This window comes from Actinoplanes aureus (assembly GCF_015704865.1).
GTDB classification, from domain to species: domain Bacteria; phylum Actinomycetota; class Actinomycetes; order Mycobacteriales; family Micromonosporaceae; genus Actinoplanes; species Actinoplanes aureus.
Genome location: NZ_JADQTO010000017.1, coordinates 153,350 through 170,740, shown reverse-complemented (window position 1 = coordinate 170,740; position 17,391 = coordinate 153,350). Strand labels below are relative to the sequence as shown.

The 17,391-nt window shown below is 72.3% G+C and carries 18 protein-coding genes and 1 pseudogene; 8 read left to right on the top strand and 11 right to left on the bottom strand.

The features are described 5' to 3' along the window. From I4J89_RS31440 to I4J89_RS31430, 3 genes and pseudogenes are all read left to right on the top strand, one after another. A pseudogene (locus I4J89_RS31440) lies at positions 1-343 on the top strand (TetR/AcrR family transcriptional regulator); the annotation flags it as partial. 10 nt (positions 344-353) lie between these two features. Continuing rightward, positions 354-818: a GNAT family N-acetyltransferase gene (locus tag I4J89_RS31435; protein ID WP_196417733.1), complete on the top strand. Its 465-nt coding sequence runs from the start codon at positions 354-356 to the stop codon at positions 816-818. 14 nt (positions 819-832) lie between these two features. Next, positions 833-1,438 carry a hypothetical protein gene (locus I4J89_RS31430; RefSeq protein WP_196417732.1) on the top strand — a complete coding sequence of 202 codons (606 nt, stop codon included), beginning with the start codon at positions 833-835 and terminating at the stop codon, positions 1,436-1,438. 7 nt (positions 1,439-1,445) lie between these two features. Here I4J89_RS31430 and I4J89_RS50040 read toward each other — a convergent pair whose 3' ends face one another. The 3 genes from I4J89_RS50040 to I4J89_RS31415 form a co-directional block, all read right to left on the bottom strand. After that, the gene (locus I4J89_RS50040; protein ID WP_196417731.1) at positions 1,446-2,030 is read right to left on the bottom strand and encodes a DUF6518 family protein; all 585 of its coding nucleotides are present in this window, start codon (positions 2,028-2,030) and stop codon (positions 1,446-1,448) included. Between the two features lie 39 nt (positions 2,031-2,069). Beyond that, a complete protein-coding gene (locus I4J89_RS31420; RefSeq protein WP_196417730.1) occupies positions 2,070-2,693 on the bottom strand; it encodes a LysE family translocator in 624 nt (207 codons plus the stop codon). Positions 2,694-2,835: 142 nt separating this feature from the next. Then, entirely contained in the window at positions 2,836-3,321 is a 486-nt protein-coding gene (locus I4J89_RS31415) for a hypothetical protein (protein ID WP_230859886.1), read from the bottom strand. A gap of 253 nt (positions 3,322-3,574) precedes the next feature. Between I4J89_RS31415 and I4J89_RS31410 the strand changes: the two genes are divergently transcribed. Further along, complete coding sequence (locus tag I4J89_RS31410; RefSeq protein WP_196417729.1) at positions 3,575-4,675, top strand: hypothetical protein; 1,101 nt, start codon at positions 3,575-3,577, stop codon at positions 4,673-4,675. 63 nt (positions 4,676-4,738) lie between these two features. Beyond that, positions 4,739-5,563 (top strand): phosphotransferase enzyme family protein, encoded by an 825-nt coding sequence (locus tag I4J89_RS31405; protein ID WP_196417728.1) that lies wholly within the window; start codon positions 4,739-4,741, stop codon positions 5,561-5,563. On the opposite strand, the gene I4J89_RS31400 is transcribed toward I4J89_RS31405, so the two are convergent. Genes I4J89_RS31400 through I4J89_RS31390 form a run of 3 tightly spaced genes read right to left on the bottom strand, consistent with a single transcriptional unit; the run spans position 5,553 to position 9,778 of the window. Next, complete coding sequence (locus I4J89_RS31400) at positions 5,553-6,695, bottom strand: type III PLP-dependent enzyme domain-containing protein (RefSeq protein ID WP_196417727.1); 1,143 nt, start codon at positions 6,693-6,695, stop codon at positions 5,553-5,555. The two genes, I4J89_RS31405 and I4J89_RS31400, sit on opposite strands and share 11 nt — an antisense overlap. After that, the gene (locus I4J89_RS31395) at positions 6,688-8,262 is read right to left on the bottom strand and encodes an IucA/IucC family protein (protein WP_196417726.1); all 1,575 of its coding nucleotides are present in this window, start codon (positions 8,260-8,262) and stop codon (positions 6,688-6,690) included. The genes I4J89_RS31400 and I4J89_RS31395 overlap by 8 nt, the downstream gene beginning before the upstream one ends. A gap of 22 nt (positions 8,263-8,284) precedes the next feature. Continuing rightward, positions 8,285-9,778, bottom strand: coding sequence for an IucA/IucC family protein (locus I4J89_RS31390; protein ID WP_196417725.1), 1,494 nt, complete (start codon positions 9,776-9,778; stop codon positions 8,285-8,287). Positions 9,779-9,929: 151 nt separating this feature from the next. Here I4J89_RS31390 and I4J89_RS31385 point away from each other — a divergent pair, with 151 nt between their 5' ends. After that, positions 9,930-11,600: an FAD-binding dehydrogenase gene (locus tag I4J89_RS31385; RefSeq protein ID WP_196417724.1), complete on the top strand. Its 1,671-nt coding sequence runs from the start codon at positions 9,930-9,932 to the stop codon at positions 11,598-11,600. A gap of 59 nt (positions 11,601-11,659) precedes the next feature. On the opposite strand, the gene I4J89_RS31380 is transcribed toward I4J89_RS31385, so the two are convergent. Then, the gene (locus tag I4J89_RS31380; protein ID WP_196417723.1) at positions 11,660-12,259 is read right to left on the bottom strand and encodes a CGNR zinc finger domain-containing protein; all 600 of its coding nucleotides are present in this window, start codon (positions 12,257-12,259) and stop codon (positions 11,660-11,662) included. A gap of 90 nt (positions 12,260-12,349) precedes the next feature. Here I4J89_RS31380 and I4J89_RS31375 point away from each other — a divergent pair, with 90 nt between their 5' ends. Next, positions 12,350-12,535: a hypothetical protein gene (locus tag I4J89_RS31375; protein ID WP_196417722.1), complete on the top strand. Its 186-nt coding sequence runs from the start codon at positions 12,350-12,352 to the stop codon at positions 12,533-12,535. Positions 12,536-12,692: 157 nt separating this feature from the next. Here I4J89_RS31375 and I4J89_RS31370 read toward each other — a convergent pair whose 3' ends face one another. Both I4J89_RS31370 and I4J89_RS31365 read right to left on the bottom strand, forming a co-directional pair. After that, positions 12,693-13,943, bottom strand: coding sequence for a polyamine ABC transporter substrate-binding protein (locus I4J89_RS31370; RefSeq protein WP_196417721.1), 1,251 nt, complete (start codon positions 13,941-13,943; stop codon positions 12,693-12,695). Between the two features lie 307 nt (positions 13,944-14,250). Then, positions 14,251-15,213, bottom strand: coding sequence for an NAD-dependent epimerase/dehydratase family protein (locus I4J89_RS31365; RefSeq protein ID WP_196417720.1), 963 nt, complete (start codon positions 15,211-15,213; stop codon positions 14,251-14,253). Positions 15,214-15,325: 112 nt separating this feature from the next. Between I4J89_RS31365 and I4J89_RS31360 the strand changes: the two genes are divergently transcribed. Continuing rightward, positions 15,326-16,210 carry a bifunctional helix-turn-helix transcriptional regulator/GNAT family N-acetyltransferase gene (locus I4J89_RS31360; protein WP_196417719.1) on the top strand — a complete coding sequence of 295 codons (885 nt, stop codon included), beginning with the start codon at positions 15,326-15,328 and terminating at the stop codon, positions 16,208-16,210. Here I4J89_RS31360 and I4J89_RS31355 read toward each other — a convergent pair. Together I4J89_RS31355 and I4J89_RS31350 are read right to left on the bottom strand one after the other, a co-directional pair. After that, the gene (locus I4J89_RS31355; RefSeq protein WP_196417718.1) at positions 16,189-16,560 is read right to left on the bottom strand and encodes a hypothetical protein; all 372 of its coding nucleotides are present in this window, start codon (positions 16,558-16,560) and stop codon (positions 16,189-16,191) included. The two genes, I4J89_RS31360 and I4J89_RS31355, sit on opposite strands and share 22 nt — an antisense overlap. A 45-nt stretch (positions 16,561-16,605) precedes the next feature. Continuing rightward, a complete protein-coding gene (locus tag I4J89_RS31350; RefSeq protein WP_196417717.1) occupies positions 16,606-17,385 on the bottom strand; it encodes a lysophospholipid acyltransferase family protein in 780 nt (259 codons plus the stop codon). Positions 17,386-17,391: the final 6 nt, after the last annotated feature.

The window sequence follows — 17,391 nt, the reverse complement described above, 5'->3', positions numbered from 1 at the left end:
GGAGAGCCGGGGGGGGGTGCGGGACGCTTACCCCTACGTCTGTCACGTGATCGGGCGGCGCGCCGCCCGGCTCTTCGAAACCGTGCGCCGCGCCGCCGACGACAGCGAGGAAGCGGACGAGCTGTGGTCCACGTTGCAGCGCAACCGGCACGCCGGGGCGACGATGGTGATCGAACACGCGCGTACGCTCGGCGAGGTGCGGGCGCAGGCGGCGGCCGACGTGCTGTGGATGTACAACGATCCGGCGCTGTACGTGGCGCTCGTGCTGGATCGCGGCTGGGACGAGACGGACTTCCGGCGGTGGCTGGCCGCGGCGATGCGCGCGGCACTGCTGCCGGGGTGAGGCGGGGACGATGCGCAGAATCGTGGTGGACGATCTGAGCGGGCCGGGGATCGCGGCCCTGCTGCGGGAACACCTGGAGGAGATGCGGTCGATCACGCCGCCGGAGAGCACGCACGCGCTCGACCTGGACGGGTTGCGGCAGCCGGAGGTGACGTTCTGGTCGGTGTACGACGGTGCGGAACTGGTCGGCTGCGGGGCGCTCAAGGAGCTGGACGCGGTCAGCGCCGAGGTGAAATCGATGCGTACGGCCGCGGCCGCCCAGCGGCGCGGCGTGGGATCGGCGGTGCTCGGGCACCTGGTGGCGCAGGCGCGCGAGCGCGGGTACGCGCGGTTGTATCTGGAGACCGGATCGGCCGGGTTCTTCGCGCCGGCCCGGGCGTTGTACCGCAAGTTCGGCTTCCGGTACTGCGAGCCGTTCGGTGACTACCGGCCGGATCCGAACAGTGTGCACATGACCCTGGCCCTGGTTCCCTGATAGCCTCGCCGGCCGTGACCAAGCGCTGGATCGCCGCGTCCGCCGGCCTGATAGCCGTGGCCGGGGTGACGGCCGCTCTCGGCTGGCGCTGGCCGACCATGCTCGCCGCCGTCCTGGCACTCGGGCTGGCAGCGCTGCTGCCGGCCGGTTCCCTTGTGGTGCGCGCCGGCCTGCTCGCCGTGGCCGCCGCGATCCTCACCGAGGTGTCGGCGTGGCGTGGCCTCCCGGCCGGGACGGACGTCATCGCGCTGGTCACCGACCCGGTGCGGCAGCGGGAACAACTGGTCCGGGGCGTGGTCGTGGCCGCCCTGCTGATCGGGGCGTGCCTGCTCTTCGCGGTGGCGGTGCTGCGGCGGACCGGGCCGGGCCTGCCGCCGGCGGTGGTGGCGCCGCTGCTGGTGGGCGGTGTGCTGCTGGGCACGCGTACGTGGCTGGCGGTGGAGACGGTTAGCTGGACGCTGCCGGCCCCGCCGTCCGCCGAGGGGGACCACGTCGCGGTCGCGGTGGCGGTCGACACCGGCCCGGACGTCTTCGGCGGCCTGATCGTCGTCGCCGCCCTAGCCGGGGCCGTGCTGCTGTGCTACGCCTGCACCGGGCTCGGCCGGCGGGCGCCGGCGTGACCAGCGATCATGCCCGGGCGGCGCTCCACCGCGTCCGCACCACCAGCACGGCGGCCACCGCGGCGGCGGCAGAGACCAGCCACGTCACCGGCCGCCCTACCAGGCTATCCGCGGGCGGCGGTATCAGCACCATGTTCAGTGCCGCCCCGGCCGGCACGACGAGAGCCGCCAGCGTCCCCACCGGACCGGGCCGGCGGATCGCCGCGCCGACCATGCCCAGCGGCGGGCCCAGCAGCACGCTGCCGGCCAGCCAGAACATCTGGACGCTTCCACCCTGCGAGAAGTAGTAGTTCTCCAAGCCGTCGTAGACCAGGGTGGCGACGAGCAGCGTGACGCAGCCGGCCAACGCCGCCACCAGGAACGGCCGTGCGCGGTCACTCACCAGCCAGCCCACGGCCACCGCTGCCGCCGCCCACAGCCAGCCGGAATCCAGGATCAGGCTGCCGAACTCCGCGACCTGCGACCAGAAGCCGCGGTCCGCGCGGGCCTCGCCCCCCTCGCCGAGAGCGATCGGCACATGGTTGACGAGGGCGGCCCCGCCACCCAGCAGCACGCCGGCGGCCGGGGCCACCGCGATCCATCGATATCGCACGCGTGCACTGTAGGGGCCGCTGTCATGCCCGTACTCGCCTCAGCCGCGGTCCACCGCGATCCGCGCGCCGAACGCGACCATCGCCGTGCCGGTCAGCCCGTCCAGGGCCCGGCGGACCCGGCGCCGCGACAGCACCCGGCGAGCCCGGTGCAGGAAGACGGTGAGAATCACCAGGTAGGCCAGCGACAGCAGGGCGTGGCTCAGCGCATAGCCCAGCATCGCCGCCGCGCCCGCGCCGGGCGTGAGGAACTGGGGTAGCACGGCCAGATAGAAGACCAGCACCTTCGGGTTGGTGATGTTGGAGAGGAAGCCCTGCCGCCAGCCACGGATCGCCGCGCCCTTGCCACCGTCGGCGGCCGCCATCGGGTACTGCCCGCGCCAGGCCGACCGCAGCGCCCGCGCCCCCAGATAGATCAGGTATGCCGCGCCCGCCCACTTGATCGCCTGGAACACCGGCTGCGCGCTCACGATCAAGGCACCGAGTCCGATGACCGCGGCCGTACCCTGCACCGCGTTGGAGGTGCCGACCCCGGCGGCACACCACATCCCGCGGACTCGCCCGCCCGAGATCGTGTTGCCGGTGACGACCGCGAAGTCCGGTCCCGGGATCAGTACCACGACGATCGCAAGCCCGAGAAACGCGAGGTAGGCGGTCCAGTCCATGCCCTCATCCTAGGACGCCTCAGAGAAGAAGCATTGGTACGAGCACGGGGGCTGATCCAAAACCACGTGTCACGCCGCTACCACGCGGCCGGGCAGCGTGCTTGCGGCCCCAGCGCGCCCGCCGGGCCGGGCAGCGCGGCGCTCAGCGGACCGGCAGATCGACCCGCCGGCCCTCGCCCATGTCGGCGTCCTCGTCGGTGACCAGGGCGAAGGTGCCGGCTGGAACTCCGTCGAGCGTGGCCACGCGAGACGCCGCGGCGAGCAACGCCTTCTCGCTGCCACCGGAGACGAAGAAGACATAGTCGTCGCCGAACTCTTCCCCATCGTCGTAGACCTCTATGTCGCCTTCGTCCTCGACGTCGATCAGGAATTCTTCGACCTGCTCGATCCACGGGTACTGGTAGTCGCCTTCCCGCACACCTTCGCCGGGCAGCAGCGGAACGTGGATCTCGACGATCTGGGCCATGGCCGGGTCCTCCTTGGTGAGCTCGTCGGTCTGCTGTACCGGCATCGTCTGGGTCGGGCCGGCCGGACGGGTCTCGCCGCAGCCGCTCAGCAGGAGTGCCGAGCTCGTGAACGCCGCCAGGAACAGCCGCAGGCGAGGCGCCGGGCCGGCGTGGTTGATCATGACCGGGAACGATAGGGCCGGCGCGGCCTTCCTTCCAAACCGGCGGGACTCGCGCTTGACCAGCAGGTCAGTCAGAATGACGGCCCGCGCACGTCCGGCGCGGGACCGACCGTGCGGAGCTGCGACCTTGACCGACGATCATGAGCTTGGTGGCCACCTGGCCGCTGCCCCGGGACGGCCCGGGAATGATCACGGTTCTCGTGCGGTTGCCGGGCTGCCACGAACGCCGGGCGGCGGAGGTGAGGCCGAGGCGATGGCTCGGTGGGCGATGGGGCAGCGATCGGTCGCCGATTTCATGTTCCGGACCGGCCCGCAGCACCACGAAAGCCAGGTGCTGATCGTCGGTGCGCGAGCCGTGGTGGTCCTCACAACGAGCCGGCCGGCGAACGACGGCGTGATCGGCGCCCTTACCAGCGCTCGGGCCACGGCTGACGGCTCGGCGGCCCGGGAACGTGCCTGGTGGGCCGAGCAGGTCGCGGCGGCGGAGCGGCAGTTGGACGATACGGTCCGGCTGCTGCATGCCGGGCCGGCGCCGCAGCGGTTCACGACTGAGCGTGGGCGGGCCCTGGATCTCGATCCGGCCGTGATCGAGTGGACCGGCCTGCTGATAGTCGACCGTCCGGCACCGCCCACGGGCGTCGATCGGGGACCGGACAGCGGGCGGATCCCGTTGGCCGTGGTCCTGCGGCGTGACTGGGAGCTGCTCCTGCACGAGCTGCGCTCGGCCGCCGCCGTGGTGCGCTACCTGGACTGGTGTGCGCGGCGCGGTCCTGTCCCGGATGAGGTGCCCGCCCACTATGCCTGGCTGGCGGTCGCCTCGGAGTTGCCGCTGCGGCCGGCGGAATCGTTTCTGCGTGCGCTGGCGGCGAAACCGCTGCTGCGCGACGTTCTGCCGGGCCATGCGGTGATCGGCCGGTTGCTGGACTACGTGGCGTCCACCCAGCTGGACGACGTGCTCGACGAAGCCGGACGCCACCGGCTGCTGTCGCTGATCGACGAGTTCCCGGTGGACGCCCGGTCCGATCTGGGGGAGTGGACGGCCGATCCGGCGGTGGCGCGGCTGCGGACCTTCCGGTTCTCGGACGGGATCCCGCAATACGTGGTCGCGGTGATGCCGGACCTGAACGACGCGTGGTCGGCGGCCTTCCACGACCTGGTGCAGCTGCGCCACCATGAGGCCCGCGAGCAGGCGGCTGATCCGGCCTCGTTGTGTACGTTCGGCTTCGTGCTGGCCGCCGGTGCCAACCGGTGGCCGTGGCCGGTCGCCTACTTCACCTGCCTGCAAGGACCCGTGACGCTGGCCCCGAGCGAGCTGGTCCGGATCCGCGAGTTCTGGTCCGGAACAGTATCCTAGGACGCTTTAGAGGTAGTGCGGCAAGCCGCACCCAACACCCGAAGGACGGCTTCGCCGACAACCATGAACATTGACGCGGACGTTTGCCGGCGGTGGCGGCTCGAACCGGGCCCGCTGATGGGAGACCGGGGCGGTGGCACGTGGGCGGCCACGCGCGGCGGGCCGGACCTGGTCGTGAAGCGGGTGACGTACCGGGACGTCGCGTACACGTTGCGGGTCGCCGCCGCTCTGCGCGAGCAGGGTTGGCCGACTCCGGAACTCGTCGAGGAACCGCTGGTCGACGGGGACGGCGGGACGTGGCTGTTGCTGCACCGGCTGCCCGGCGTGCCACGTCCGCGCGGTGCCGGTGAGCAGCGGGCTCGCGGCCGCCTGCTCGCCGAGTTTCACGAGTCGGCGGCCGCGTCGGGCCTCGACGAGCGGCGGGACGGGTTCGCCGGTCCGGCCGAGGTGGTCGGGGATCCGGCGCTGGACCGGTGGTTGCGGGAGTTCGAGCGGTTCCGGCCTGAGCAGGGGCGGTTCTTGCGGGAGTGCCGGGACGTGACGGCGGAGTGGTTCGCGGGCAACAGTCTGGACGGTGTGCCGTGCGGTGTGATCCACGGCGACTTCGCCACCTGGAATCTGTTGTTCGTCGGTGAGCGCCTGTCCGGGCTGCTGGACTTCGAGGCGACGCACTGGTCGGTGCTGGTGGCGGACTTCGCGTTGTCGTGGCGTGGCTATCAGGACGAGGTGGTACGCGGTTACGCCGAGGTGCGGCCGTTGTCGGAGTTCGAGCGGCGGCTGATCGTGCCGGTGTTCCGGGCGTGGCTGTTCCTGGGCTTGACCGAGTTGCCGGCGGATGGCGTGGATCTGGAGTGGCAGGTCCGCAAGCTGGGGTTGGTCAGAGGATGACGAATTGTGGCGGGTCGTGCCGCAGGAACTGGTGGTGGGAGATGTCCCAGCCGTAGGCGCCGGTGCGGGCGAACACCAGCCGGTCGCCGACCCGCAGGCGGGTCACGTGCTGGCCCCGGGTGAGTACGTCGCGGGGGGTGCAGAGTTCGCCGACGGCGTCGATGTCGGTGTCGGTGACGGTGACGGTGGGGCGCGGGTAGGGGCGGTCCCAGGTGTCGACGGGCAGGACGGTGAACGGGTGGCTGTAGCCCCAGGCGGCGGGGAGCCGGAAGTGGTGGGTGCCGCCGCGCAGGACGGCGAAGGTGCGGCCGTGGGTGGTTTTGAGGTCGAGGACTTCGGCGGTGTACCAGCCGGCGTCGGCGGCGAGGTAGCGGCCTGGTTCGAGGAGTAGTTCGAGGCCGTCCGGGACGGTCACGGTGGACAGCGGTGCCAGGTCGATGGAGTCCGTGGTCAGGTAGTCGACGCCGAAGCCGCCGCCGGCGTTGATGACGCGCAGTGCGATGCCGTGTCTCTGGGCGGTGCCGATGGACCAGGTGATGGCGTCGGTGAGGAAGGCGGCGTGTGCGGTGCCGTCGAGGTTGTTGGATACGGCGTGCAGGTGGAAGCCGATGACGCGCAGGCCGGCGGGTACGGCGGCGAGCAGGGCGGGTAGCTGGGTTTCGTCGACGCCGAACGGGGTGGGTGTGCCGGTCATGGTGTGGCTGCCGGTGAGGCCGGTGCCGGTGCGGTTGACCCGGACGCAGATGTCGGTTCGCAGGCCGAGGCCGGCGAGGCGGTGCATCTCGAAGGCGCTTTCGACGTTGAGGAGGGCTCCGGCGGTGACGGCGGCGGCGAGTTCGGCGTCGGTTTTGCCGGGTCCGGCGAAGGCGATGCGGCGGGCGCCGGCGTCGACGGCGAGGCGTAGTTCGCCGAGGGAGGCGACTTCGAGTCCGTCGCAGGCGTCGGCGAGGGTGCGGATGACTGTGGGGTGACCGTTGGCTTTCACGGCGTACAGGAAATGGGTGTTGGCGGGGAGCGCGGCCCGGAACGCGGCGGCACGGTCGCGCAGTGCCTGGGTGTCGTAGAGGTAGGCGCAGGCGGGTGCCGGCAGGCGCCGCAGCGCGGCGGCGACGTGGGTGGGGAGCTCAGCCATGGAGGGGGTTGCCGACCGGGAGGTAGATGTCGCCTTCGCCGGCGAGGCGCATCCGGACCAGGGCTTTGTGGGGGATGGTCGGTGCGGTGAAGTAGGCGTGGTCGGGGTGTCCGCCGATGGTGTCGTAGGTTTCGTCGACGATGTCGCGGACGATGCGCCAGGCGTGGTCCTCGGGTAGGCCGTGGGTTTCTTCCAGGCGGATGACGAGTTCGCCGAGGTGGGCTTGCAGGGCGGTGTAGCCGAGTTTGGCGCGCATCAGGTCGAGGTCGTCGGTGCCGACGACGGAGCCGGGCCACAGGGTGAGGGTGTGTCCGGCGGTGGTGAGGCGGCCGGGGTGCAGGCGCAGGCCGGCGAAGTCGCGCAGGGCGAGGCGGTGGGGGCGGCCGGCGATGAAGGTGGGCAGGCAGTTCTGCAGATGGGCTTCGAGGGCGATGCCGCGGGTGGCCAGGCGTAGCAGGGGTGGCAGGAGCAGGCGGGTGTAGGCGGTGAGCCAGGCGGCGGCGCCGAGGCCGGAGGTGTCGACGAGGCCGGCGAGGACGGTGGTGCCGGTGGTGGGGTCGTGGGCGGGCAGGGCGCTGCCGGGTACGGCGTGTTCGCCGGGTTGCAGGTGGCCGGTGAGGCCGTCGCGGGCGATGGCGGACAGGTCGCGTCCGGTGCTGGCGGTGGGTACGGCGGCGCCGTGGGTTTCGGCCATGAGCAGCAGGCGGTGGCCGTCGGGGTCGTCGGCGACGAGGCGGTGCAGCAGGGTGGACAGGGCGGGGCCGTTGCGGGTGCTGGCGACGCTGATGCTGCGGCGGGTGGAGGTGACCTGGATGTCGAGGGACAGCTTGAGGTAGGTGCCGGTGCCGGGGAGCAGCAGGGTGCGCAGGGCGGCGGTGGGGATGGCGTCGAGGTGGCCGTCGAGGGGTCTGAGGGCGCCGTCGGCGAACAGTTCGGGGTAGCGGCTGGTGACGAGTTCGCGTTGCCAGGCGTGGACCGGCTGGGTGCGGTATCCGGGTGGTGCGGCGGGCAGGGCGAGGCGGGTGGCGAGGTCGTCGCCGAGGTGGTGGTCGTCGCGGACGGCGAGGAAGCCGATGGTGGTGTGGCCGGCTTCCAGGTCGTGGGCGAGGACGTCGACGGTGTCCCAGCCGAGGCGGGTGCGGCCGCAGGGGTGCAGGTTGTGTCCGGCGACGGCGAGGCGTTCGAGGCGTACCGCTTCGTCGTCGGGGTTGGTTTGTGGCTGGCCGGGTGTGAGTCGGGACATCGCGATGGCCAGGTTGAGGACGGCGTTGCGGATCTCTGCGGCGAAGGTGCCGTTGTCGAGTCCGGCGAGCAGGTCGACCGGGTCGTTGACGCCGGCGTTGGGGTATTCGACGCGGTTGAAGGCGTGGACGCGGCCGCGGGCGAAGGCGGGGGTGAGTTCTTCGCGGACGAGGGCGGCGCGCAGGCGGCGGCCGACGGTGTCGGCGGCGTGCGGCAGGTTGGCGATGAAGCCGTTGACGAGGTGGGGGGCGTGGACGGCGAGGGCGGCCTCGGTGTGTGCGGCGGCCGCGGCGAGCCGGCCGGTGCTGACACTGCGGATGATCATCGGGGGTCCTTCCGCGGGTGGCTCATGCCGCCATCGGGTTGGGCAGGTGGGTCCACTGGTCGGTGAGCGGGTCGGCGGCGAGCCGCATGGCGGTGGTGGCCTTGATCGGGAGGGGGTCGGTGAGCAGGTGCGGGATGTCCGGGGTGCCGGTGGCGCGCAGGGCGGCGGCGATGATCGTCCAGAGGCGTGCGGGTTCGGCGTCGTGGTGGTGGGCGAGGGCGGTGACCAGTTGCAGGGCGACGGTGCCGAGCGCGGCGGCGGCGAGTTTGGTGCGTAGTTCGGCCGGGTCGTCGGTGGGTAGGTCGCCGTGCAGGTCGAGGTCGGGGTGGTGGGCGGTGTGCACGCGGATGCCGCCGAGGTCGCGGTAGAGGGTGCGTACCGGGTGGCCGCCGGCCAGGACGATCAGGGTGTTCTGGCCGTGGGCTTCCAGCGCGATGCCGCGTTGCAGGACGCGCGCCAGCGGCGCGAACAGCACGGTGCCGAGTGAGGACATGAAGGCGTACGGGTCGGTGACCGTTTTCCGCAGGATCGGGGTCGTCGCGAGGACGCCGAGGGGGATGGCCGTCTCGCCGGGGCCGAGCCGGGGTGCCTGGCGGATCAGGTGGGCCAGGTGCCGGTCGGGTCCGTGTTCGGTGATCACGGCGCCGGCCTCGGTTTCGGTGAGCACGTCCAGGGGCAGGTCGGCGGTGAGGCGGGTGAGCAGGGCGGACAGGCGGGGCCCGTTGTGGACGGCGGCGGGGGAGACGGTGCGGACCGCGGAGGTCATCTGGATGTCGACGGCGGTTTTGATGTGTGGGCCGCCGCTGATCGGGGCGACGGTGCGCAGGGACATCAGGGGGCGTACCGGGCGGGTGACGCCGGCGTTGGTGAGCCACGGGTAGCGGGCGAGCAGCCGGGTGGCCTGCCAGGGGTGGGCGTAGAGGATGGGCTGGGCGGTGCCGTGCCAGCGGTCGGCGGGTACGCGCAGGCGGCGGAGCCGGATGAGGGGGCGGTGTTCGGGGGCGTAGGCGAGGACGTCGGCGACGGTCATGCCGGTGCGGGTGCGGCAGCAGGGGTGCAGTGGGTGGCCGTCGACCAGCATCTGTTCGATTTTGCCGAGGGCGGCGGGGTCGCCGGGTTCGGGCAGGTCGGCCGGTGTCGCGACGGCGCGGGCGAGTGCCAGGTTGGCGACGCTGTTGGCGATCTCGTCGCGCAGTGGCGTTCCCGGCCACAGTCTTTGCACCAGTTCGACCGGGTCGCCCGGGGGTTCCGCCTGGGCGAACGGTTCGGCCGCCGCGGTGGGATAGGTGACCGTCTCGCCGTGGCGAAATGTCACTTCGGTCCGGCCGTTGCCGTGCTTGCGGTGGGACAGTCCGGGCAGGGGTTCGCGTTCGAGTGCTCCGTAGAGGCGGGCCAGGACGGCTGCGCGGGCGCCGGGCAGTGCGGCGTCGTAGCGGGGGATCAGGTCGGGGCGCAGCGCGGTCAGCTCGGCGCGGGTTCGTGCGGGATCGGCGGTCGGCTGCGGCACGGTTCTCATTGTGGTCGGGCGTGGGCCGGGTGTCTGTGCGGGGCGTTACGGGGCGAGCGAGACCACAGTGCGGTACCGGCGTGTCGATCTTGCAGGTTCCCCCGGAGCGGCTAATCCGATAAATTCTCGTATCCAGCTTCAGCGCAGAAGGGTGTGGGCCGTGGACGCGGACGTCATCGTCGTGGGTGCCGGATTGGCCGGGCTGGCCGCCGCGCACGAGCTCACCGCCGCCGGCAAGAAGGTGGCCCTGCTCGACCAGGAGAACGCCAACAACCTCGGCGGGCAGGCCTGGTGGTCGTTCGGCGGGCTGTTCTTCGTCGGCAGCCCCGAGCAGCGGCGCGCCCGGATCCGCGACGACGTGGAGACCGCCTGGTCCGACTGGCGGTCCAGCGCCGGCTTCGACCGGCTCGACGACGAGGACGCGCAGGCGGTGAAGTGGGCGCGGGCGTACGTCGAGTTCGCCGCCGGCGAGAAACGCGCCTGGCTGGCGTCGCTGGGGTTGAGCTGGCTGCCGTTCGCCGGCTGGGCCGAGCGCGGCGACCTGCGCGCCGGCGGGCACGGCAACTCGGTGCCGCGCTTCCACATCACCTGGGGTACGGGCACCGGCGTCGTCGAGCCGTTCGCCAACTCGGCGCTGGCCGCCGCGGCCGCGGGACTGTTGACGTTCCACCACCGGCACCGGGTCGACGAGCTGATCGTCGAGGCCGGCGCCGTCACCGGAGTGCGCGGCACCCTGCTGGAGCCGGACGACGCGGCCCGCGGTGTGCCGTCCAACCGGCGCACGGCCGGTGACTTCGAGCTGCGGGCGCAGGCGGTCATCGTCACCACCGGCGGGATCGGCGCCAACCACGACCTGGTCCGCCAGTACTGGCCGGCGCGGCTGGGCACGGCGCCGCGGACCATGGTGACCGGGGTGCCGGCGTACGTGGACGGCCGGATGCTCGGCATCGCCGAGACCGCCGGCGCGCGCCTGGTCAACCGGGACCGGATGTGGCACTACGTGGAGGGCGTGCGGAACTGGAACCCGGTGTGGCCGGGCCACGGCATCCGGATCCTGTCCGCACCGTCGCCGATGTGGTTCGACGCGCTCGGCCGGCGGCTGCCCGCGCCGTACTTCCCCAGCTACGACACCCTCGGCACGCTGCGCCACCTGCGCACCACCCCGGAGATCGCCGGGTACGACCACTCCTGGTTCCTGCTCACCCAGCGCATGATCGAGAAGGAGTTCGCGCTGTCCGGCTCCGAGCAGAACCCGGACCTGACCGCCAAGGACCGGCGCGCGTTCCTCAAGGAACGGCTGTTCGGCAAGGGCGCGCCGGCGCCGGTGGAGGCGTTCAAGCAGCACGGCGCGGACTTCGTTGTGGCCGACCGGCTGGACGAGCTGGTCGCCGGGATGAACAAGCTCACCGAGGAGCCGCTGCTGGACGCGGCCCGCATCCGTGAGCAGATTGAGGCGCGGGACCGGCAGATCGCCAACAAGGTCAGCAAGGACGCGCAGGTGCAGGGGATCCACAACTCGCGGCGCTATCTCGGGGACCGGATCGGGCGTACGTCGGCGCCGCACCGCATCCTCGACCCGGCGGCCGGCCCGCTGATCGGGGTGAAGCTGCACGTGCTGACCCGCAAGACGCTCGGCGGCATCCAGACCGATCTGGACTCGCGCGTGCTGAGCGTCTCCGGCGATGCGCTGCCCGGCCTGTATGCGGCGGGCGAGGTGGCCGGGTTCGGCGGTGGTGGGGTGCACGGCTACAACGCCCTGGAGGGCACGTTCCTCGGCGGCTGCCTGTTCTCCGGCCGCGCCGCCGGCCGGCACGCCGCCCGCTCACTCTGACCTTTCGGTCCGGCGGGGACCGCGGGCGCGAAGCGGCCCACCAGACGGCCGCGCGGTGGTCAGGGTGTGGTTCGGCGGGCGGCGCGGCGGCGGGCGGTCTGGCGGCTGATTTTGGCTTCCACGCCGCAGGTGCCCATGTCGCACCAGCGGCGGCTGCCGTTCTTGCTGATGTCCAGGAACAGGCCGTCGCAGCCGCCGCTGGACGCGCATACCTTGACGCGGGCGAGCCGGTCGGTGGTGAGCAGTTCGACCGCGGAGACGGCGGCCGGCCACCAGGCCCGGTCGAGGTGGTCTCCGGCGAGCGTCCAGGTGTAGTGGGTGCCGGCGGGGGTCAGGGTGGCGGTGGACATCGCTTCGGCGTACCCCTGCTGAATGAGCGCGAGGTCATTGGCGGCCGGCGGCGCGGCGCAGAGCCGGAAGGTCGCTTCGCGCAGGCGCAGCGCGGCGGTGTAGGAGGCGGCCGCGGCCTGCGGCCGCGCCTTGGCGAGCAGGGCCAGGTGGTGGGCGGTTTCGGTGTCGAGCAGATCGGCGTACGCGGCCCAGCGCACCAGATCGGCGTAGTCGTGCAGGTGTTCCTCGGGTTCGGGCAGGGCCCGCCCGTCCACGGTGTTCGCGAAGTCCAGGCAGGTCAGGCCGCCGTAGAGCGAGGGAAAACCCATGTGCTTCCACCAAATCGCGTTTAGAGAGTTGCAAAGACGGGCAGCTTCCAGTGTAATGAGTTTAACCGGAAGCATAGGGAGGGATCACTGATGATCGACCTCATCCTGCCGATGATCAACCCGGCCACCCGGGTCAGCCACTCCGCCCTGCCGGACGCGCCGGTCGTGCCCGACCCGGGTCCGGGCCGGCTGCGCCGAGGGACCGCCGGCCTGTTGCGGCGCACCGCGACCCGGCTGGACCACGACTACCGGGCGACGCGGCCGGCGGCCGCCTGAGAAGAACAACGGCCGGCAGCCGCCTAGGACGAATGACGGCGCGCACCCGCCTCAAGCAAACGATGGCGGGCGCCCGCCTGAACAACACCGGCGCGCGCCCGCCGGAAGCGAACGATGCCGCCCTCCAGCCGGAGAGGCGGCATCGTCGATCCGGGCCTCAGCCCAGGGTGATCGAGTCGAAGATCCGGGAGAAGTCCTGCTGCTCCTCGGCGGTGTCGAACCCGACGTAGTAGTGCAGCCGGGCGTAATCCTGCTCGCTCGGGAAGATCAGCCGGCTGGCGGCGATCCGCTCCAGCTCCGTGCGGTCGGCGCCGGACAGCTCGGCGGCGTTCTTGCGGATCTGGTCCTGCGCGGCCGGCACCGGGCACACGTAGTTGATGTACTCGGCGAGCGACGCCGCGTTCTCCACCTGGTAGAAGAAGTCGATCAGGGTGAGCGCGTCGACCGGGTTGGCCGCGGTGACCGGGATGGCGAAGTTGTCGGTCCAGATCGTGCCGCCCTCCTCGGGGATCACGAACTCGAAGTTCGTGCCGTCGGAGAGGTTCTTCTGGAAGATGTCGCCGGACCACGCCTGCGTGATCCACACCTCGCCCTTGCCGAGCGCGTCGACGTAGTCCTGCTCGTAGTACTTGCGCACGAGGCCGGCGTCCTTCTGCTGCTGCAGCTTGGCGGCGGCCTTCTTCCACTCGGCCTCACCGGAGGTGCCCGGCTCGAACCCGGCGGCGAGCAGGCCGAAGTTCGCCAGTTCGGTCACGTCGGACATCATGCCGACGCGGCCCTTGAACTCCGGGTCCCACAGGTCGGCCAGTTTGGTGATCGGCCGCTTGGTCTTGGCCGGGTCGTAGGCGATGCCGGTGATCCCGGACGCCCACGGCACGCTGAACACGTTGGCCGGGTCGAACGCCTCGCGCGCGTACTTCTTCGCCGCGTTCTTGGTGTAGTTCGGCAGCCGGGTGTGGTCCAGCGGGGCCAGGAAGCCGGCCGCCCGGAACTGGCCGAACTGGATGCCGTTGGTGATCACCATGAGGTCGAAGTCGATCGACTGCTTCGCCGACAGCTGGGGTTGCACCTTGGCGAACCAGGGGCCCATCTCCTGGATGACCTCCTGGTAGTTCACCTGGATGCCGGTCTGCTCGGTGAACTTCTTCAGCTCCGGCATCTCCGGGTCCATGTACAGCGGCCAGTTCGCGAAGTCGACCTTGCCGTTGCTGGTCTTGCCGTCCCAGAAGGTGGCGATCGTGCTCGAGTCCAGGCTCGCCGCCGGGGTGCCCTTGCCCGCCACACCGCACGCGGCCAGGGCGGAGCCCAGCGCGGTCAGGCCACCGAGCCGCAGTGCGTCGCGGCGGCCGAGCCGCCGCTGCGTCAGGCCGCGCGCCAGGAACGGGTCGGGGGCGTTGCGGTGGAACATCGGGCTCCGATCGGGTACGGGTACGCCGGGCTGCTCAGGGCGTGACCCACCCCCAGCATGATCAACCGTAGGCGGGGGTGGTCACCCGGGAATCGGCGATCAGGCTGCCCGGCGTCGGCGAACCGCCAAGATCAACTAGCCCGGACGCGTAGCCGGTCACGACCTTCGGCCACTGTCATCGGCCAAGAAGTCGATCTTTGACGCCACCTGCCCGGGCCCGGCGGGCGCGCTGGGGCCCGGCTCCGGGCAGGTGGTCGCGTGGCTCGGCGGGACGGTCCCGATGCGGCGGTGCGGGGTGGGGCGTACCTCAGAGAAGTTTGTTCTCCAGGAGGGGATCGAGGCCGGACGCGGGGCGGTCGGTGCGCTGCGGCGCGCCGCCGGCAAGCGTGCCCAGCCAGCGCCAGGTGTCGGTGATGGTGTCGCGGACCGGGCGGCAGCGCAGGCCGGCGCCGATCGCCTTGCTGACGTCGCCGCGGTGCATGAAGTCGTGGTCGTGGCCGGGCGGGAGCCAGATGGGCAGGTGGGTCCACGGTTCGATGCCGGCGGCCAGGATCGGCTCGGGGTCGGTCCAGCGCAGCTCGGCGTGCCCGCCGGTGATCTCGTTGGCGGTGTCGAGGAGTTCGCCCATCGTGGTGTGGCCGGGTTCGCTGACCACGTTGTAGGGGCCGCCGCGGCCGGCGGCGGCCGCGTCCAGGACGAACGCGGCCAGGTCGCGGGCGTCGATGTACTGCAGGGGCAGCTCGCGCGGGCCGGGGGCGAGGGTGGGGCCGCCGCGGTGCAGCCGGTTCAGCCACCAGGGCAGCCGGCCGATGTCCTCGTGCGGGCCGAGGATCAGGCCGGCGCGGGCCAGCAGCAGCGGGCCGCCGAAGCCGGCGGCGGCGAGTTCGCCGCGCAGCTTGTCGCCGGCATAGCCGGGATCGGCGGGGTCGGTGAGCGGGGAGTCCTCGGCGAGCGGTGCGGCGCCGCCGTAGCGGTAGACCGAGCGGCTGGAGATGTAGGTGAAGTGGCCGGCCCGGCCGCTGAGCAGCTCGGCGGCGGTACGCACGGCCTCGGCGTCCGCGGACCAGGTGTCGACCACGGCGTCCCAGGTGCCGCCGTCGAGGGCGGCGAGCCCGCCGGGGCTGAGCCGGTCACCGATCAGGGTCCGGGTGCCGGCGACCGGGTCGCGATGCCCGCGGTTGAGAACGGTCACGGTGTGGCCGCGGCCGACCGCTTCGGCCGCCACCGCCCGGCCGACGAAGCCGCTGCCTCCGAGTACGAGAATCCGCATGCCGCCGAGCCTGCCCGACCCGGTCCCCGGTTCCAAATCGCTCTGCCGTCAGCAGATCCGCCCCGGGCGAGAATTCTCTGACACAGGTCAGAGAAGTGGTTAGCATCGGGCCATGGACACCGACCGGATCGAGCGCGTCCGCGAGTTCAACCGCTACTACACCCGGCACCTCGGCGTGCTCACCGACCGCTACCTCGGCCAGGACCGGCCGCTCGGGCAGGCCCGGCTGCTGTTCGAGATCGGCGCCGGCAGCGACGTGCGGGAGCTGCGCGAACGCCTCGGGCTGGACTCCGGCTACCTGAGCCGGCTGCTGCGCGCCCTGACCGACCAGAAGCTGATCACCGTCCGCGCCCACCCGGCCGACCGGCGGGTCCGCATCGCCGAACTCACCGCCGCCGGGCACGCCGAGCGCGCCGAACTGGACCGCCGCTCGGCGGCCGGCATAGCCGAGCTGCTCGACCGGCTCACCGACGGCCAACGCGACCAGCTGCTCGACGCGCAGGCCCGGATCCGGCGGCTGCTGCGCACCGCCGCGCTCACCGTCGAACCGGTCCCGGCCGGTGACCCGGCGGCCCGTGACTGCCTGCACCGGTACGCGGCGGAGCTGGCCACCCGCTTCCCCGAGGGCTACGACCCGGCCACCATCACCGCGGCCGACCAGGTCGACGGGACGACGCTGCTCGCCCGCGAGGACGGCCGGCCCGCCGGCTGCGGCCTGTGGATCCACCTCGCCCCGCGCATCGCGGAGATCCGCCACCTGTGGGTCGCCCCGCCGGCGCGCGGTCTCGGGCTGGGCCGCCGTCTGCTGCACGCCTTGGAGGCCGACGCCGCGGCGCACGGCGTCAGCATCGTGCGGCTCGGTACGCATGCGGCGCTGACCGAGGCGATCGAGCTGTACCGGCGTGGCGGCTACCGGCAGATCGCCGGTTACAGCGACTCGGTGTACAACCAGCTCGCCTTCGAGAAGACGCTCGGTCAGTCGTCCCAGTCCAGCTGAGACTCCGGGACACCGGCGCGGCGGCCGTACGCCACGGCCTCGGCCCGCCTTTCGGCGTCGCCGGCCGGATACCGGAAGATGTGACCGGCGAAGACCACCACATGGTCCGGGCCGTCGCGGAAGTCGGCATACCAGCCGCCGTCGGCGGCCAGCGCGCTACTCAGCGCGGCGGCGAGCTGACCGGCGGCGGCGTTCGGCGCGGCCACGTCGATCAGCGTCCACACCGGCGGCTGGCCGGGCCCGGCGCTCGCCGCGACGTCGACACGGGTCAGGCTGGTCAGGGCCAGCCCCGGTACGGCCAGCTCGGTGCCGGGGCGCAGGCTCTCGGCGATGATTCGTCCGTGCAGCATGCCCGGATCGTGACATCCGGGTCGCGGATCCGCTCGCCGAGACGCCTATCGATCGTCGACCGGCACCGGCCGTGGCCGCACCCGGGACATGTCCGGCGGCCGGCTGTGGTCCACGAACAGCGGCATCCGCATCTCGCCGGAGCGCAGCGGGGTCAGCGCCGCGTCGATCCCCTCCATGATCAGCCGGGTGGCCTGCACGGCCCGCGCCCCAGCCGACCCGGACACCCCGGACAGATCCACCGGGGTGCCGAAGTTGACCCGCACCACCGGCCGGCGCAGCAGCGCCCGCAGCAGGGGACGGGCCATCCGTTTCGGTGCCTCGTACGGCAGGACCGCGTGCGCGCCCCACTGCGCGACCGGCACCACCGGGGCACCGGAGATGTCGGCCATCCGCGCCACCCCGGTCTTGCCGCGCTCCGGCCACATCCACGGGTCCAGCCCGATGCGGCCCTCCGGGTAGACCAGGACCATCGCGTTCTCGGCGAGCGCCCGGCCGGCGGCCTGCAACGCGTTCGCCGCGTGCACGGTGTTGCGGTCCACCCGGATGTGCCCGCAGCGCCGCATGATCCAGCCGAGCACCGGCGCGTCGAACACCCCACCGGTCGCCATGATCCGCGGCGTGAGGCCGGCCGCGTGACTGGCGGCGATCATCACTAGCGGGTCGAACGGGCTGACATGGTTCGCGGCCAGGATCACCGGGCCCTCGCGCAGCGCGGCGGGCGCGGTGCCGGTCACGCGCAGCCGGCACAGCGGCCACACCAGCACGCGCGCGGCGGCGAGCAGCACCCGCCACAACAGCGGCGCCCGCCAGGAAGAGTTCTCCATGAGGCG

Coding starts and splice junctions, on each gene's coding strand:
- I4J89_RS31410 (WP_196417729.1), top strand. CDS start 3,575: ATGGCTCGGTGGGCGATGGGGCAGCGATCGGTCGCCGATTTCATGTTC.
- I4J89_RS31415 (WP_230859886.1), bottom strand. CDS start 3,321: ATGATCAACCACGCCGGCCCGGCGCCTCGCCTGCGGCTGTTCCTGGCG.
- I4J89_RS31400 (WP_196417727.1), bottom strand. CDS start 6,695: ATGGCTGAGCTCCCCACCCACGTCGCCGCCGCGCTGCGGCGCCTGCCG.
- I4J89_RS31355 (WP_196417718.1), bottom strand. CDS start 16,560: ATGCTGCACGGACGAATCATCGCCGAGAGCCTGCGCCCCGGCACCGAG.
- I4J89_RS31380 (WP_196417723.1), bottom strand. CDS start 12,259: ATGGGTTTTCCCTCGCTCTACGGCGGCCTGACCTGCCTGGACTTCGCG.
- I4J89_RS31435 (WP_196417733.1), top strand. CDS start 354: ATGCGCAGAATCGTGGTGGACGATCTGAGCGGGCCGGGGATCGCGGCC.
- I4J89_RS31350 (WP_196417717.1), bottom strand. CDS start 17,385: ATGGAGAACTCTTCCTGGCGGGCGCCGCTGTTGTGGCGGGTGCTGCTC.
- I4J89_RS31365 (WP_196417720.1), bottom strand. CDS start 15,213: ATGCGGATTCTCGTACTCGGAGGCAGCGGCTTCGTCGGCCGGGCGGTG.
- I4J89_RS31370 (WP_196417721.1), bottom strand. CDS start 13,943: ATGTTCCACCGCAACGCCCCCGACCCGTTCCTGGCGCGCGGCCTGACG.
- I4J89_RS31390 (WP_196417725.1), bottom strand. CDS start 9,778: ATGAGAACCGTGCCGCAGCCGACCGCCGATCCCGCACGAACCCGCGCC.
- I4J89_RS31405 (WP_196417728.1), top strand. CDS start 4,739: ATGAACATTGACGCGGACGTTTGCCGGCGGTGGCGGCTCGAACCGGGC.
- I4J89_RS31375 (WP_196417722.1), top strand. CDS start 12,350: ATGATCGACCTCATCCTGCCGATGATCAACCCGGCCACCCGGGTCAGC.
- I4J89_RS31360 (WP_196417719.1), top strand. CDS start 15,326: ATGGACACCGACCGGATCGAGCGCGTCCGCGAGTTCAACCGCTACTAC.
- I4J89_RS31395 (WP_196417726.1), bottom strand. CDS start 8,262: ATGATCATCCGCAGTGTCAGCACCGGCCGGCTCGCCGCGGCCGCCGCA.
- I4J89_RS31420 (WP_196417730.1), bottom strand. CDS start 2,693: ATGGACTGGACCGCCTACCTCGCGTTTCTCGGGCTTGCGATCGTCGTG.